This is a genomic window from Nocardia crassostreae (assembly GCF_001613405.1).
In the GTDB taxonomy this organism is placed as follows: domain Bacteria; phylum Actinomycetota; class Actinomycetes; order Mycobacteriales; family Mycobacteriaceae; genus Nocardia; species Nocardia crassostreae.
This window is the reverse complement of record NZ_BDCH01000023.1, coordinates 124,883-139,082: the sequence shown is the minus strand read 5'-3', so window position 1 is coordinate 139,082 and position 14,200 is coordinate 124,883. Positions and strand designations below refer to the sequence as shown.

The 14,200-nt window shown below is 67.7% G+C and carries 15 protein-coding genes and 2 pseudogenes; 9 read left to right on the top strand and 8 right to left on the bottom strand.

Annotation, left to right across the window (positions count from 1 at the left end; translation table 11 throughout):
* Positions 1-82 precede the first annotated feature (82 nt).
* The gene (locus NC4_RS24185) at positions 83-892 is read left to right on the top strand and encodes an SAM-dependent methyltransferase (protein ID WP_067542328.1); all 810 of its coding nucleotides are present in this window, start codon (positions 83-85) and stop codon (positions 890-892) included.
* 71 nt (positions 893-963) lie between these two features.
* The gene (locus NC4_RS24180) at positions 964-2,199 is read left to right on the top strand and encodes a sensor domain-containing diguanylate cyclase (protein WP_245721886.1); all 1,236 of its coding nucleotides are present in this window, start codon (positions 964-966) and stop codon (positions 2,197-2,199) included.
* Here the strand turns inward: NC4_RS24180 and NC4_RS24175 are convergent.
* Entirely contained in the window at positions 2,196-2,987 is a 792-nt protein-coding gene (locus NC4_RS24175; protein WP_067542322.1) for a phosphatidylethanolamine N-methyltransferase family domain-containing protein, read from the bottom strand. The two genes, NC4_RS24180 and NC4_RS24175, sit on opposite strands and share 4 nt — an antisense overlap.
* 124 nt (positions 2,988-3,111) lie before the next feature.
* Here NC4_RS24175 and NC4_RS24170 point away from each other — a divergent pair, with 124 nt between their 5' ends.
* Positions 3,112-4,116, top strand: a complete 1,005-nt coding sequence (locus tag NC4_RS24170) for a TY-Chap domain-containing protein (RefSeq protein WP_067542319.1) — start codon at positions 3,112-3,114, stop codon at positions 4,114-4,116.
* Here NC4_RS24170 and NC4_RS24165 read toward each other — a convergent pair.
* On the bottom strand, positions 4,113-5,507 hold the full coding sequence (locus tag NC4_RS24165) for a cytochrome P450 (RefSeq protein WP_067542683.1): 1,395 nt from the start codon (positions 5,505-5,507) through the stop codon (positions 4,113-4,115). The genes NC4_RS24170 and NC4_RS24165 overlap by 4 nt on opposite strands.
* Before the next feature lie 163 nt (positions 5,508-5,670).
* Here NC4_RS24165 and NC4_RS43110 point away from each other — a divergent pair, with 163 nt between their 5' ends.
* Both NC4_RS43110 and NC4_RS43105 read left to right on the top strand, forming a co-directional pair.
* Positions 5,671-5,823: a hypothetical protein gene (locus NC4_RS43110; protein ID WP_245721885.1), complete on the top strand. Its 153-nt coding sequence runs from the start codon at positions 5,671-5,673 to the stop codon at positions 5,821-5,823.
* A 105-nt stretch (positions 5,824-5,928) separates the two neighbouring features.
* Positions 5,929-6,330, top strand: a complete 402-nt coding sequence (locus NC4_RS43105; RefSeq protein ID WP_245721884.1) for a hypothetical protein — start codon at positions 5,929-5,931, stop codon at positions 6,328-6,330.
* 71 nt (positions 6,331-6,401) lie between these two features.
* On the opposite strand, the gene NC4_RS24155 is transcribed toward NC4_RS43105, so the two are convergent.
* Entirely contained in the window at positions 6,402-6,836 is a 435-nt protein-coding gene (locus NC4_RS24155; RefSeq protein ID WP_067542316.1) for a VOC family protein, read from the bottom strand.
* Between the two features lie 193 nt (positions 6,837-7,029).
* On the opposite strand from NC4_RS24155, the pseudogene NC4_RS43100 reads away from it, so the two are divergent.
* Positions 7,030-7,245: pseudogene (locus NC4_RS43100) on the top strand (wyosine base formation domain-containing protein); the annotation flags it as partial.
* Between the two features lie 865 nt (positions 7,246-8,110).
* Here NC4_RS43100 and NC4_RS24145 read toward each other — a convergent pair.
* Together NC4_RS24145 and NC4_RS24140 are read right to left on the bottom strand one after the other, a co-directional pair.
* The gene (locus NC4_RS24145; RefSeq protein ID WP_067542310.1) at positions 8,111-9,139 is read right to left on the bottom strand and encodes a GAF domain-containing protein; all 1,029 of its coding nucleotides are present in this window, start codon (positions 9,137-9,139) and stop codon (positions 8,111-8,113) included.
* A gap of 16 nt (positions 9,140-9,155) precedes the next feature.
* Entirely contained in the window at positions 9,156-9,971 is an 816-nt protein-coding gene (locus NC4_RS24140; RefSeq protein WP_067542307.1) for an SDR family NAD(P)-dependent oxidoreductase, read from the bottom strand.
* Positions 9,972-10,190: 219 nt separating this feature from the next.
* Here NC4_RS24140 and NC4_RS24135 point away from each other — a divergent pair, with 219 nt between their 5' ends.
* Positions 10,191-10,793, top strand: coding sequence for an Rv1733c family protein (locus tag NC4_RS24135; protein ID WP_157555161.1), 603 nt, complete (start codon positions 10,191-10,193; stop codon positions 10,791-10,793).
* 22 nt (positions 10,794-10,815) lie between these two features.
* On the opposite strand, the gene NC4_RS24130 is transcribed toward NC4_RS24135, so the two are convergent.
* From NC4_RS24130 to NC4_RS24125, 3 genes are read right to left on the bottom strand one after another with little or no spacing between them, the layout of a single operon-like run.
* Positions 10,816-11,730 carry a 2-hydroxyacid dehydrogenase gene (locus tag NC4_RS24130; protein ID WP_067542301.1) on the bottom strand — a complete coding sequence of 305 codons (915 nt, stop codon included), beginning with the start codon at positions 11,728-11,730 and terminating at the stop codon, positions 10,816-10,818.
* A 53-nt stretch (positions 11,731-11,783) separates the two neighbouring features.
* Entirely contained in the window at positions 11,784-11,939 is a 156-nt protein-coding gene (locus NC4_RS41130) for a DUF6131 family protein (RefSeq protein WP_169814863.1), read from the bottom strand.
* An 8-nt stretch (positions 11,940-11,947) separates the two neighbouring features.
* Positions 11,948-12,388, bottom strand: coding sequence for a LapA family protein (locus tag NC4_RS24125; RefSeq protein ID WP_067542298.1), 441 nt, complete (start codon positions 12,386-12,388; stop codon positions 11,948-11,950).
* Positions 12,389-12,624: 236 nt separating this feature from the next.
* Here NC4_RS24125 and ligD point away from each other — a divergent pair.
* Positions 12,625-13,562: pseudogene (ligD, locus tag NC4_RS24120) on the top strand (non-homologous end-joining DNA ligase).
* Positions 13,563-13,655: 93 nt separating this feature from the next.
* On the top strand, positions 13,656-14,114 hold the full coding sequence (locus NC4_RS24115; RefSeq protein ID WP_067542295.1) for a pyridoxamine 5'-phosphate oxidase family protein: 459 nt from the start codon (positions 13,656-13,658) through the stop codon (positions 14,112-14,114).
* The last annotated feature ends 86 nt before the right edge of the window (positions 14,115-14,200 follow it).

The window sequence follows — 14,200 nt, the reverse complement described above, 5'->3', positions numbered from 1 at the left end:
ACATTCGCTTTACACCGTCCGGGTGATCGGGAGCACGGGATCGACCGGCCGGGTTTCGATCGTGATCGCAGGAGGGTTCGACATGGACAGACCGGCATGGGCTCCGGAAGGCGTGGACATGACGCAGGCGAGCCCGGCTCGCATGTACGACGCGCTGCTGGGCGGTTCGCACAACTTCGAGATCGACCGGAAAGCCGCGGAAATGGGAAAGATGCTGGTCCCGGACCTGCCGCGGGTGGCGCTGAGCAACCGGGCCTTCCTGCGCCGGGCCGTGCGATACCTGGTGGATTCGGGCGTGCGGAAGTTTCTGGACATCGGTTCGGGCATCCCGACCGCGGGCAATGTGCACGAGGTGGCGCAGGAGATCGATCCCGGCTTCCGGGTGCTCTATGCCGATATCGATCCGGTGGCCATCGCGCACGCGCGGGCGATCCTGGTGGACAACGAGCAGGCCGGGGCCATCGAGGCCGATCTGCGCAAGCCCGCCGACCTGCTGGATCAGGCCCAGGCCACGGGCATGATCGATTTCTCGCAACCGGTCGGCGTGCTCATGATCGCGGTGCTGCACCTGCTCGGCGACAATGACCTACCCGGTGATCAGGTGGCGGCCGTGCGCGCCGCGGTGCCCGCGGGCAGTTTCCTCGCCCTGTCCCATCTCACCTCGGCCACCCGCCCGGAGGATGCCGCCAAACTGGGCGCCAACGCCGCGAACGAAAACAAAGTCGGCATTCACTTCCGCTCCTGCGAAGCGATCACCGGCTTCTTCGACGGCTGGGATCTGATCGAGCCCGGCGTGGTCGAACTGCCGTTGTGGCGACCGGAATCCGATCGCGATCAACACGAAACCCCGGGCCGTTCGCTGGGTCTGGCGGGCGTGGGCCGCAAAGCCTGAGCGGCGCGGACGATCCGGCGCAGGGGGTTCCGATGGGTACGGCACACGAACTGGCGGTCCGATGGGCCGGCATGCTCGACGGTGCCGTCGCGCCCACCATCACCCGGGCGCAGGTGGAGGAGCTGCTGGAGGGGTACGCCGCGCGCCTGATGGGGGCGGTGCGGGGCACCGAGGACGTCACGGTGGCCCGGGAGGCCGCGGCGGCGCTGGTCGCGGCCAACTACCGGGATCCGCTCGCCGTGCACCGGTCGGTGCTGGTGTTGTGCAAGGACCTGGTGCGCGCGGTCTGTCCCGATCCCGAATGTCCGGATTACGATCCGGTGCGGGATCGGGCCATCGAGGTGGCGGCCGAATTCGCCGCCGAATTCACCGCGGGTCTGCGCAATGCCGCGCTGGCCGAACAGGAGACCACGCTGGCCGCCGCGCTCACGGCCGCGCGCGAGGCCGAGGCGCGGCGGCAATTGTCCGAAGCTCGGTTCCAGGCGATATTCGCGGGCGCCTCGGTCGGCATCGGCACCGTGGATATCAGCACCGGCCGGGTGGTGGATGTGAACCGGGCCATGGCCGAGACCCTGGGCGTGCCCGCCGAGGATATGCCCGGCCGGTCGGTCGCCGAGATTCTGGGTCCGGCCAATATCGGCGATGCCTTCGAGAAGTTCCAGCGATTGATCTCCGGGCAGATCGCGAGCTTCCGCACCGAGACCAAGCACACCCGGCCCGACGGCGGTACCGCCATTGTCGACCTGTCCATGTCGGTGGTGCGCGACAGCAATGGGAAGCCGCGGTTCCTGGTCGGTGTCACCGTCGATGTCACCGAGCGTACGAAGCTGGCGGATCAGCTCTGGCACGACGCGCACCACGATTCGCTCACCGGTCTGCCGAACCGGCTGCTGTTCTTCGACCGGCTAGCGGCGGCCAGCGGCCGGATCGGCGTCTGCTATCTGGATCTGGACGGGTTCAAGGAGATCAACGATCAGCGCGGTCACACCGCCGGGGATCAGGTGCTGCGCGAGGTGGCGCGGCGGTTGGCCACGGTGCTGCCCACCAAGGCGGTGGCGGCGCGGCTGGGCGGGGACGAATTCATCGTGCTGGTCGAAAACTGTTCCAATCAGGAGGAATTGACCACGGTCGCCGATGACATTCTGGCGGCGCTGCTGAAACCGTTCAAGATGATCGGAATGTCGGTGACCGTCGGGGCAAGCATCGGCACCGCGCTGGTGGATGTCGATTCGACGGCCATCGACGAGCTCATGCATGCCGTGGACAGCGCCATGTACCGCGACAAGGCGCTGCGGCAGGGCCGCTAGATCACATACGGCACCAAGGCTTTTCGCTCGGCCGGGTAGTCGGTGAACTTCTCCCGGTACCAGGTGTGGGTGGCGAAGGCGCGCGGCACCAGATTGCCGAAGGTGATGAGGAAGATGACCACGCCCGGCAGTGCCCAGGTGAGGATGGCGAATCCGGCCCAGGCCACCAGCTCGCCCAGATAGGTGGGGCTGGTGACGAATCGGAAGCCGCCGCCGAAGGGGATCCTGTATTCCGTTGCGCCCGGATTGTTCTTGTCGCGCAGATTGCGAACGATCCACTCGGAGTTCACCAGCAGCGCGAACCCGCTCAGGTACACCACCAGTCCGATCAGGAACCGCGGATCGGTCAGCCAGCCGGACCCGTACTGCCCCAGGTAATCATGGCTGAACAGCGCGCCGTTGAGATATCCGTGCAGCGCCGTCACGAACATGCCCATGCCGAGCACCGAGACATTGAAACTGCTGGTCTTGCCCGGCACTTGGCGAATCGACAGGGGGAAGAACCAGCCGCGATTGCCGTAGTGCAGAATCCAGATGGCCGCCAGCGCCAGCGCAGCCGGTTCGAACCGATTCGGCCCACTGAGGTACGCGATGGCGAACACCACCGTGGCCGGAATCTCCATCAGCCACCACCCGAGCTTCGGATTCAGATTGAACCCCAGCTTGGCGGTGGCGAACCGGCCGTACGGGCTCTGCCCGAACAGCCCGCCCACCAGGACGAACGCCGCGAATCCGAAGGCGATCGTCAAGACGGTGTCGTAGACGGTATTACCGGTGTACCAGTTCATGCGCGTTGGTCCTTCATCGAAAACTAGAACAGGTTCTACCACGCCGAGGCGGCATCCGACACCCATACCCCGACGGAGCGCCAGACCGCCCGGTAGGTTGGCGATAGCCTGGAGGGAGGCGTAGATGGGTGTGCAGGGATGGGATGTCCTGCTGAAATGGATGCCGTTCTTTCTGGAGGACGGGGCGGAGAACGCGGATTCGGGGCTGGAATGGAATCCGCGGTTCATCCAGGTGCGCGACGAGGGTATCGGGCGGCATGTGCATTTCGCGCAACAGGGGAGCGATGTGGAAATCCTGCTCGCGGTGCCCGATGACGCCGCCGATGTGGAGACGGTGCTGGCGGTGCTGAAGGCGCAGCCGGAGGGGATCTGGGATCCGGTGCCGTTACCGCTGGAATCGGATGAGGCGGTGCCGGATCCGCAATGGCGGGCGGTGCGGCGGGTGCGGGAGCAACCGGGGCTGGCGCGGGAATGGAGTACCGGGTGGCGGCAGGGGACCGGGATCGATGCGCGCAGGCGGATCGCGGACTCGGTGGTGGCGGTGCTGCGCGAGGGGCTGGATATGGATCCGGATCGGCTGCGGATCGCGGCGTGGAGTCTGGACGTGCCCGAGACGGGGACCTTCGGGCTGACCGCGGATCGGCCGAGTGAGCGGCGTGCGCCCGTATCCTGTTCGGACTGGGGCGATTTCGAGGATCGGCTGGCGTGGGCGCTGACCACGCTGCCGTGGGACGGGGTGATCAATCTGAGCACGCCGCATCCCGGGCCGGATCCGTGTTTCGTGCAGTTCCTGCACGGGCGGCAATTGTTCAACGAGGCCAGCGGCTGGGATGTGGCGGGGGTCGGCGCGGGCGAATTCGACAGGCGCATGCGCGATCTCGGCTGGAGTTTCGCGCCGCACAGCGTGCCGGGCGGCGCCGCGCTCATCTGGGAGGGGCCGGTGGCGCGGGCCGGGTACAACCCGTGCCTGCACGGGGCGCCGCGGCGGACGGTGGCGACCTTCCGGGACGTGTTCGCGGTGCGGCATCCGCAGGATCTGGTGTTCCGGGCCTTCCGCAACGGGCGGCGGCGCGATCCCGAATTGGGTTATCTGGATATCGAACTCGGGATTCCGCGCGATGTGCGCTAGCGCGCTCGCAGGTGGATGGGCAGACCGTCGGCGGGCAGTGGTCCGGTGCCGGAGGTGAGTGGGACGCGGTAGCCCGGCGGCACGGTCCAGCGGTAGTGGCGCAGCATGCGGTGCAGGACCGACTTGACGGTCATGCCGCCGAAGTACATGCCGATGCACTTGTGCGCGCCGCCGCCGAAGGGCGACCAGGCGTAGCGGTGCGAACCGTCCTCGTGGCGTTCGGCATTGAAGCGTTCCGGGTCGAAGGCGTCCGGGTCCGACCAGTAGTCCTCGTGGCGCATGAGCGGGACCGCGCCGATCATGATCAGCGTGCCGCGCGGGACGTAGTAGCCGAGAATGTCGGTGTCGGCGATGGTTTCGCGCACCTCCTGGCCGACCGGCGCGTGCAGGCGCAGGGTTTCCCGGAAGGCCATATCCAGGCCGGGCAGCCGGGCGAGGTCGTCGTAGTCGAGGGAATCCGAGTCCAGGGCAAGGGATTCGGCGCGTAGCCGCTCCTGCCATTCGGGGTGGCGGGCGAGTTCGTAGACCAGCATGGAGATGGCGATGGTGCTGGTGTCGTGCGCGGCCATCATGACGAAGATCATGTGCGAGATGATGTCCTCGTCGGTGAAGTCGTCCTCGCGGGCGGCGGCCCGGCACAGCACCCTGAACAGGTCGGCCCCGTCGCCCGCGCGCTTGCGGGGTAGCTCGCGGCGGAAGTACTCCTCGAGAATGCGCCGCCCGCGCAGGCCGCGCGACCAGACGCCGCCGGGCACGTTCGCGCGGATCATGGCCTGGCCGCCGCGCACGGCGTCCTCGAACGCGTAGCCGAGGCGGGTGCCTTCCGGGCCGAGCCGGGCGCCCGCGAACACCACCGTGGCCTGTTCCAGCAGTAGCTGTTTCGCGTGGTCGTAGAGGCGGAAATCGCGGCCCGGGCGCCACTGGGCCATTGCGACTTCCAGATGAGGCGTGGTGAGATCCAGATAGCCGACGAGACTCACCCGCCCGAACGCCTGCTGCAGGATGCGGCGGTGGTGCAGGTGTTCGTCGAAGTCGCGCAACAGGACTCCGCCGTGGAAGAACGGGCCGATGAGATATTCGTAGCCGCGCTGTGCCGAGAACACCCGTTTGCGGTCCAGCAGTACGACTTCCGCCGCCTCCGGGCTGCCGATGCCGACGACCGGGCGGCCGAAGATCCCGAACCAGCTGACCGGGCCGAAGCGTTCGAAGCGGGCGCGGGAGAAGTCGAGCGAATCACCGAGCGAACTGAACAGGTGCCCGATTCCGGGCAATCCGGCGTCGCCCATGACGGGCCGCAGCCCGCTTCCCGGCGGCGGCACGGCCAGTGCCCGCGGTGTCGAGGGGTATGCCCTCGACACTCTCGCCGCGGCGCGCCGGGCACGCAGATTCATCAGTGCGCGCACATGATGGGCACGTAGCGTTCCCGCGACCGGAAGATCAATGGGCACAAGGAGATTCATCGTCGGTTCTCCCTCCGGGGGCCTCCTCCCACGGTATCGGAAACAGTTGTTTCCGTAAATGGTCGTTTCCGGACATCTATGCCAAGCTGGCAGGGTGACGCGGGAATTCAGCGGAACCTATCGCGGAACCACCACCGACGAACGCCGGGAACAACGCCGCCGCCGATTACTCGACGCCGCCCTGGACATCGTCGGCTCCCAGGGCCTGTCCGCCCTCACCGTCCGCGGCGTCTGCGAACAGGCCTGAGTCGGCCCCCGCTTCTTCTACGAATCCTTCCCCGACCTCGACGCCCTGGCGGGCGCCCTCCTCACCGAAGTCCAACAGGAAGCCCTGGACCGAACCCGCCTCACCATGTCCGCCACCCCCGGCGGCGCCGAAGAAAAACTCCGCGCGGGCGTAGCGGCCCTCATCATCTCCGTCACCGACGACCCCCGCCGCGCCAATATCGCCTTCGCCCAGGCCTACGGCAGCGAAGCCCGCATGCGCCGCCGCTTCGCGGGCATGCGCGAAGTAGCCGAACTCATCATCGAACAAACCCGCCTCCTCCTCGACATCCCCGAAGGCGAAGACACCGCCATCACCGCCCTCGCCCAACTGATCACCGGCGGCGCAGCGGAACTCACCCTCGTCTGGCTCGACGGCGGCCTAAAGGTCGACCGCCCAATACTCATAGACATCGTCGCCGACTACGTAGTAGCCATGGTCGACCGCCTCCCAGGCATGGCCGACAAACTGCAACCCCTGGACGGTTGATCACCGGGAGCTGGTGGCGGTTTTTCCGGAGTAGGGTCCGCCACCAGTTCCCGGTCGGGGGTGTTTCGGATTCAGTCGAGGCAGAATTCGTTGCCTTCGATGTCTTGCATGTTCTGGCAGGATTCGTTGAATTCGTCGGCGGTGAGCAGTTGGCCGCGGATGGCGCCGAGTTTTTCCAGGCGGGTGCATTCGGCTTCGAGGGCGGCCAGGCGCTCTTCGCCTACGAGGCCCGTGGCGACTCGCGCGTCGAGGTGGACGCGATTCTTGACGACCTTGCCTTCGGGGACGCGCTGGAAGTACAGGCGCGGTCCGGCGCCGGTGGGATCGGCGCAACTGAACGACGTGCCCTGACGGTCGGGCGGGAGTGACCTTTCGTAAGCGGCCCAGTCGGCGAAACCCTTGGGCGGCGGCGGTACGACGTACCCCAGGACATCACACCAGAAGCGGGCGACGCGCTCGGGATCGGCGCAGTCGAAAGTGACTTGGACCTGTTTGATCGATGTCATCGGTACACCATAGGGGCGGGGAAGGGCGGGGGCGTAGTTACTTTGGATTGGGACCGTGTTCGACCTCGTGATGAAGGTGATGCTGGATTACGGCCTCGACATGTCCGATGTGCGGCGCGATCTCGCGCTGCCCGATCTGGTGGCCGAAGGGGATGAGCTGGACGCCCTTGTGCCGGGGCACGACGACTGCCAACTACCCACTCCAGCGGAGCCGTTCCGCGTCGAGTTGAAGGCCCCCGACGGCGACACCTGGACGTGGGGCCCGAAGGATGCGGCACAACGGATTCAGGGCAGCGCTCTCGACTTCTGCCTCCGAGTCAGCCACCGCAGACCCCTCGCCGCCACCGATCTCACCGCCGTCGGCCCGGACGCGCAGCAGTGGCTCGAAATCGCCCGCGTCTTCCTGTGAAGCGGCGGGATTGCGGGTGGGGTGTCGAGGATGCGCCGCCGATCGTTTCCGGATAACCGCGATCGTCTTCTCGGGCAGGCCGACCGCCTTGGCCAGTTTCCGATCCGGCCACTCCGTATAGAACGACAGCGCTCGCTCGGCGGCGGCCTTGCGATCGGCGGCCGACAACGGCAGACCGTGGGTGTTGTTCAGGCGCACCGCGAGCAGGAATGCCTGCCCGTCGTCACCGTGGAAATACACCACGTCGATCCACTGTGCCCCGCAGGCCAGTGCCGCCCGCACCCGGTGAGCGCCGTCGATGACGGTCATCCGGGGCCGGTGCACGACGATCGGCGGCAGGGCTTCCATGACATCCGAGAGCGCGTCGACATGCCGCGCGTCCTCACCCGATCTGCGAACCATGTTCTCGATACGCAAGCGGTACAAGGGGATTCGCGCGATCTCAGGCGACGGGAGGGGTTCGGGTTGCAAGTGACCCGGGCCCGGCCGAGTCGGCGCCGGGATCTCTCCCGGCAGCCCGGGCCAGGCCGCGATCCGCTGCCGGAAACTCCCGCGAGAGTGCACCCACCGCGCTGTGTTCAGTCCGAGCATGACCACCGCCGTCCCCACGCCGAGCAGCCCTGCTTCCCGGGGAACGTCGGTAGGCGTTCCGGGCAGGGCTCATCAACGACGCGGCAGGCGGCATCACAGGGGACTACCGGCAGGATTCCCGCTCGCGCGGGTGCGTACGGAAGGCACTGTATCGATTCCGCGCTGCGCTCCTCAACCGAGCAAATCCGTTGATGTCCTGCGTATTTCGGTGATACTCGCACTGAACTGGTGTGGGCCGCGGATGGGCGTTCGATCGATGTAACCTACGCAACATTCATTGCGAGTGGTCTGTTTGCTGGCCGGGCTCCGGTTCCCGAATGGTGACCAGTGCGGCGGTGGTGTACTGGTCGAGCGCCATGAGGGCGGTGCGGGCATGAACCAGCTTCCAGTCGCCCGCGAGTGTTCTGAGCCGGAGCAGTCCGGCGGTGCGGGTATGAGCGAGGTTGCGGCTCATGGTCTTTGCCCTCGCGAGGTCGTCCGGGTGGATCTCCGGCTCGGGCTCTCCCCGGAGCGATTGCCAGGCGATCTCCGGCATGGCGGGGCCCATCCAGCGCAGGAGCCGCAGGGTGCGCAGGTCGACGATGGCGCGGTATTCGCCATCGGCCGCGGCGGCGTCGAGCACGCGGTGCTCGAGAATCACCGGTGGCGGCGCGGCGCTGATGTCGGTGGCGTCGCCGATATCGTGGGTGACTCCACGCAGGAGCACCTCGGATTCGCCTGCGGCATTGCGTTCTTCGAGCATGCGGCAGGAGAAGTGCGCCGCACGCAGGGCGCCGTCGTCACGGCGGACCGTCCACACCGCTTGGTGTTCGGTGCCCGGGGCCGATCGGACGACCTTGGCCAGTGCGTCCGACTCGTCGCTATTGGTGATGACGCGAGTGAAAACGCCCGCGATCGCATGCTCGCGTGCGCGTTGCTCCGGGGCCACGCCGTAGAGATCCAGCAGCTCGTCGGATCGGGTGGACTTCGACGTGGCGAGGTTGAAGTACCATGCCCCCACCGGATCTCGCGGCGGGATCTCCTCGTCGACCGGTCCCGACCACACGAGTACGGCATGCATCCGGTCGGGTGTGATCAGTCGCGGCACCGTCACGGTGCGGCGGCGGCCGTCCTCGCTCACGAACTCCGAAGGCGCGAGCGCGCCCGCGGTTTCGGCGAGCGCGCCACGAATCGTCGCGAGGGTCTCACGGTGCCGGAACATCTGCGTGAGCGGTACGAATTTCCTTGGCGCACTGCCGAGTCCGATAACCGTGGGCTCGCCGCCGCCGAAGGTTTCGATCAGCAGCCATCGCGTACCTGCCATTGCCGTGCATTCCCCTTCATCCCCGGACCACAAGCCGAATCAGCTTCTCGTACTGCCCGCCTGCCATCCTGGCGGCGGTGTCGGCGAGGATCGCGTCGGGTCCAATGAGAACACGACTCTTGCCCCGTTCGATACCGCGCAGCATCACGTCCGCGGCCTTCCCCGGGTGGGTGCGGGCGATATGCCGGTCGAATCGTGCTGCCGCCCTGTGCCTGTCGACTCCGGCTGCCGCCAGCGCCGACCACGCGATACCGGTCTTCACCCCTCCCGGGTACACGCAGGTCACCGCCACATTCGGATGCTCCCGCAGTTCCGATCGCAGTGATTCGGTGAATCCCCGAACCGCGAACTTGGCCGCCGTGTACGGCGCCGCCCCGCCGAGACCGATAAGCCCGTACGCCGAGGACAGATTCGCGATCCGCCCGCGCGCCGATTTCAACACGAACGGCAGGAAAGCCTTCGTACTCGCCACGGCCGCACCGAAATTCGCCCGCATCACCGCATCGAAATCCGCGGGCTCGGACTCGGTCACCCCGCCGTAGTACAGCCGCCCGGCATTGTTGATCAGCACATCCACACCCCCCAGCCGCCCGGCGACCTCGCCCGCGACCGCATCCATCCGCTCGGCATCGGCGGCATCCGCGACCACCCCGACGACCTCCCCGCCTGCGCCCCGCACCATCTCCACGGTCGCGCCCAGCCCCTCCGCATCGATATCCACCAGCCCCACCGAGGCCCCCACGCGAACCAGCCCCATCGCGAGCTCCCGCCCGATCCCGGCCCCCGCCCCGGTGACAACCGCAACCCGACCCGCATAAAAACCACGATTCATACCCCCGAGTCTGCCCACCCCCTCGCCTTCTCGCGCGGGATGCCGGGGATGAACCTGGTTCGTCCGGGCGCGTGGGCGGCGCAGAGGAGACGCCTGGGTTGCAGTTCAGGCGGGTATGAGTCGCTGACCTTGACTTTTCCTATGTTCGGGGCGTATCAGAGTGGGTACTGCTACTGATGTATCTGGTGACGGTGGACGCCGTGGAGAGAGGCGGTCCAGGTGTCTGAGAGTTCTTGGGCCATGCGCCTGTGGCGGGTGCGGCCGTGGAATCCCAGTCCGCTGATGCGTGTCTCGGACCGGTTCGAGTTCGTGCTGCGCGCGTTGGCGGTGCTGGTGGTGATTGTCGCCGTGCCGGTGGCGGGGGCGTTCGGGACCGTCAGCTATACGAATGCCGCCGATCGGATCGCGGGGGAGGACGCCGGGAAGACCCGGATTACGGCGACCGTCACCGAGGAGCCGCGCTTGCTGCGCGATCCCGGACGCAATGGCGTGCACGAGGATCGGTACGAGGCCGCCGTGGCGTGGGATCACGACGGGCGGGCGGGGACGGCGACCATCGATATTCCGGGACCGCAGGAGGTCGGGAGTCCGGTCTCGCTGTGGGTCGACCGGGAGGGGCAGCCGACGACCGAACCCGCCAGGGCGGGCGCGGCGGCGGCCGAGGGGATCGGCACGGGGCTGGCGATCCTCGTCGAAAGCTGGTGCGCGGCGGCGGCATCGGTGTGGATCACCGGGGCCGTGCTGGATGCCCGGCGCAATGCGCGGTGGGATCGGGAGTGGCGGCTGCTCAATGACCGAACCATCGGGAAGGACTCGCTGTAGGTTCGCGATCCCGTGCGGGCGATCAGTATTCGCCGTGCACCAGATTGTGCGGCGTCTCCCCGGCCAGGTAGCGGGCGATCTCGGCGGTGGCAATGGCCCAGCCGCGCTCCCGGCTGCCGCGGCTGCTGCCGCCCACGTGCGGGGTGAGCAGCAGGCCGGGAGCGTCCCAGAGCGAATGCCCGGCGGGCAGCGGCTCCGGGTCGGTGACATCGAGAATCGCCCGCAGCCTGTGGTTTCGCAGTTCGGCCAGCAGGTCGTCGGTCCGTACCACCGGACCGCGGGCGGCATTGACCAGGATCGCCCCGTCGGCCATGCGCGCCAGGAACGCGGCGTCGACCATACCGGTGGTGGCGCTGGTGACGGGCACCATGAGCACCACGGCATCGAAATCGCCCAGCAGCGACGGCAGTTCGTCCACGCCGTGCACGCCCGCGCGCGCCCGCGTGCCCACCACCGCGACGGTGGTGTCGAAGGGAGCCAGCATGCGCCGCAGCTCATCGGCCAGATTGCCCGCGCCGACAATCAGAATCCGCTTGCCGTGCAGGGTGTCGGTCTGATGCTGGGTCCAGCGGTGCTCGCGCTGCGCCACCGCGAACTCGGTGAATTCCCGGTAGACCGTGAGCAATCCGGTCATGACCCATTCCGCGGTGCTGGCTCCGTGCGCCCCGCGCGCAATGGACAGCAGCACTCCCTCGGGCAGCCTCCCGGTCCAGGATTCCGCACCGGCGGTGAGCAATTGCACCAGCCGCAGCTTCGGCAGCTGCCACGCCATGGCGACCGCCTCCGGTCCGACCAGGAAACCGGGCACCAGCACCTCGGCCTCGTCCGCTCCGGCGGGCAGCGGCTCGCCGAGGGTGAAGCGCAGCGCCCGCGCCCCCGCCACGCGCGACACCGCCGCGAGCCCGTCATCGTCCGGAACCAGCACCGTCACCGTCATGGTGCCAAGCTATCGGACACGGCTCGCGGCGGTCGCGGGGTGTCGAATCGGTGTTAGTAGTAATGTCGCCGACCGCCGACGGGACGACCGGAGTAGCCGAGCACCCAGAAGACGATGCCGACGATCAGCACGATAATGCCGATGGTGGTCAGGATGGAGATGCCGAGCAGCCACCCGGCGACGATCAGGATCAAACCTAGAATGACCATGGGACAACCTATTTCGATACGGACGGCGCCGGTGGTTTGACGCCGGGCCTGTGCAGGAACCGGTTGACCGACCACACGGGTTTGGACCCGGCGGGTTGCGCGGGCTTCTCCGCGGGGGCGGCCGGTTTCTTCGCCGCGGGTGGCGGCTTGCTCAGTTCGCGCCGGGCCGCGGCCATTTCGCGCTTGGATTGGCGCAGTTCGCGGCGGGCGAGAACACCACGCCGGGACATGGTCCACAGTCCGGCGAGCAGCATGATGAGCCCGCAGGTGCCGATGGCTCCGACCAGGATGCCGTAGGCGAACAGCAGTCCGGACGAGCCCGTGTAGGTGTGATCGAACACCGTGAACCCGTTCGTGACGGTATGGCCGTCTCCGCTGTTGGCCTGGATTCCGGCCACCCCCACGGTGAGGGCGCCGAGGAGGGCGATGAGCCCGATGATGGTGAACATATCGTGGCGATTCCCGCACGATGGATCGTCAAACCCGCAGGACGGCGAGTTGTCCGGCAGGTCGCCCGCGGGTGTCGATACGACGTTTCCGCAGGTAACGACTCTGCCGAGCCCGGCGGGTCGCCGCTCGAGTCTGGCTATCTGTCGGCAAACTGTGCGGCATGTCCCTGTCGCCCGATTGTCGGCGCGGGTAGCGGCCCGCCGTGGCCGGGTTCCCGCTCGGTGTCCCGCTGCCCATGCTGGCGGTCGGCGGAACACCGCCGGACGGGCCCGGGTGGGCGGTCGAGATGAAGTGGGACGGTATCCGGGTCGTCGTCGTCCGCGACGCGGGCGCGGGCCGGATCTACAGCCGCAGCGGCCGCGAGGTGAGCACGGCCTACCCCGAGCTCGTCGCCGCACTGAAAGCCTTGCCGAGCACAGGATCTCTGATTCTCGACGGTGAGGTGGTGGCCCAGGAGCCGGACGGCGCGCCCTCGTTCGGCCGACTGCAGCGGCGTATGCACGTGGCCCGCCCGGGGGAGCAGTTGCTCGCCGAGGTTCCGGTCCAGCTATTCGCCTTCGATCTGCTCGTCGCCGACGGCCGCGACCTCATGGCCGAACCGTATCTCGCACGCCGCGAACGCCTCGCGGAATTGCCGCTCACCGCACCGCTGTCCGCGCCGCCGCACTGGGTTGGAGTGGATGCCCAGAAGTTGCTGATCGTGGCGCGCGAGCATCGGCTGGAAGGCATCGTCTCCAAACGGGTCGAATCGGTCTATCTGCCCGGTCGCCGCTCCCCGGCCTGGATCAAGACCCCGCTGCGCAACAACACCGAGGTGGTGGTCGCGGGCTGGACCCCGGGGGCGGGCGGATTCCAGCACACCTTCGGCTCGCTGGTGCTGGGCGCCTACGACGACACCGGCCGCTTCGTGTACATCGGCAATGTCGGCACCGGCTTCACCCAGGCCGCCCGCCGTGCCATTCGCGGCGCGCTCGACGAAATAGGAGTCTCGACAAGTCCTTTCGAACATCCCCGCCGGAGGCCGCGGCGGCGGGCTGGCACTGGGTGGAACCGATCCTGGTCGGCGACGTCGAATTCCGCGAATTCTCCGGCGAACGGCTGCGCATGCCCAGCTGGAAGGGTCTGCGCGTGGATAAGGCTCCGGTGCAGGTCCAGGCGCCGCCGCGGCGCTGATCGGACCTTACGCGGCGGTAGAGTCGCCGGGTGAACCTGCCGTTGCGGCAACACAATTGGCGTAAACCGGGGCAATGGACCACAATCGGAAATATGGGCGGCGAAGGGCAAAGAAAGCTGCGCGAGCTCTCTGCTGCCGACTCACTGAAGCGGCTGGCGGGCGCGCAATATGGGCGAATCGCTTTCTCGCGCCGTGGAGTTCCCGTTATTCGGCCGGTGAACCATATCGTGGAAGCCGATGCCGTGGTGGTGCGGGCGAACCTGGGCGCGAGCCTGCTGCGCGGTGGCGGGCAGGTGGTCGCGTACGAGGCCGACGACTTCGACGAGAACACCAGGCGCGGCTGGAGTGTCATCGTCACCGGGGTCGCGCGGGTGGTCATGGACCGGGACCAGTTGCGGCGCTACGAGACGTTGCTGGACCCGTGGATCACCATGCCCGCCGACCACGTCATCCGCATCGAAACCGAGATCGTGACCGGCGTCGAACTCGTCGACGGCACCGACGATCAACTCCCGCCCGGCGGCGCGCCGATCCGCGAAGTCCGGCGCTGATGCGGAATCCCCTGAGACCCCTCCGGTAGTGTGACACGCTGTTGGCCCGAGCTCGGCAACCCGTCGGCAAGCTCGGCGCGGCCGTG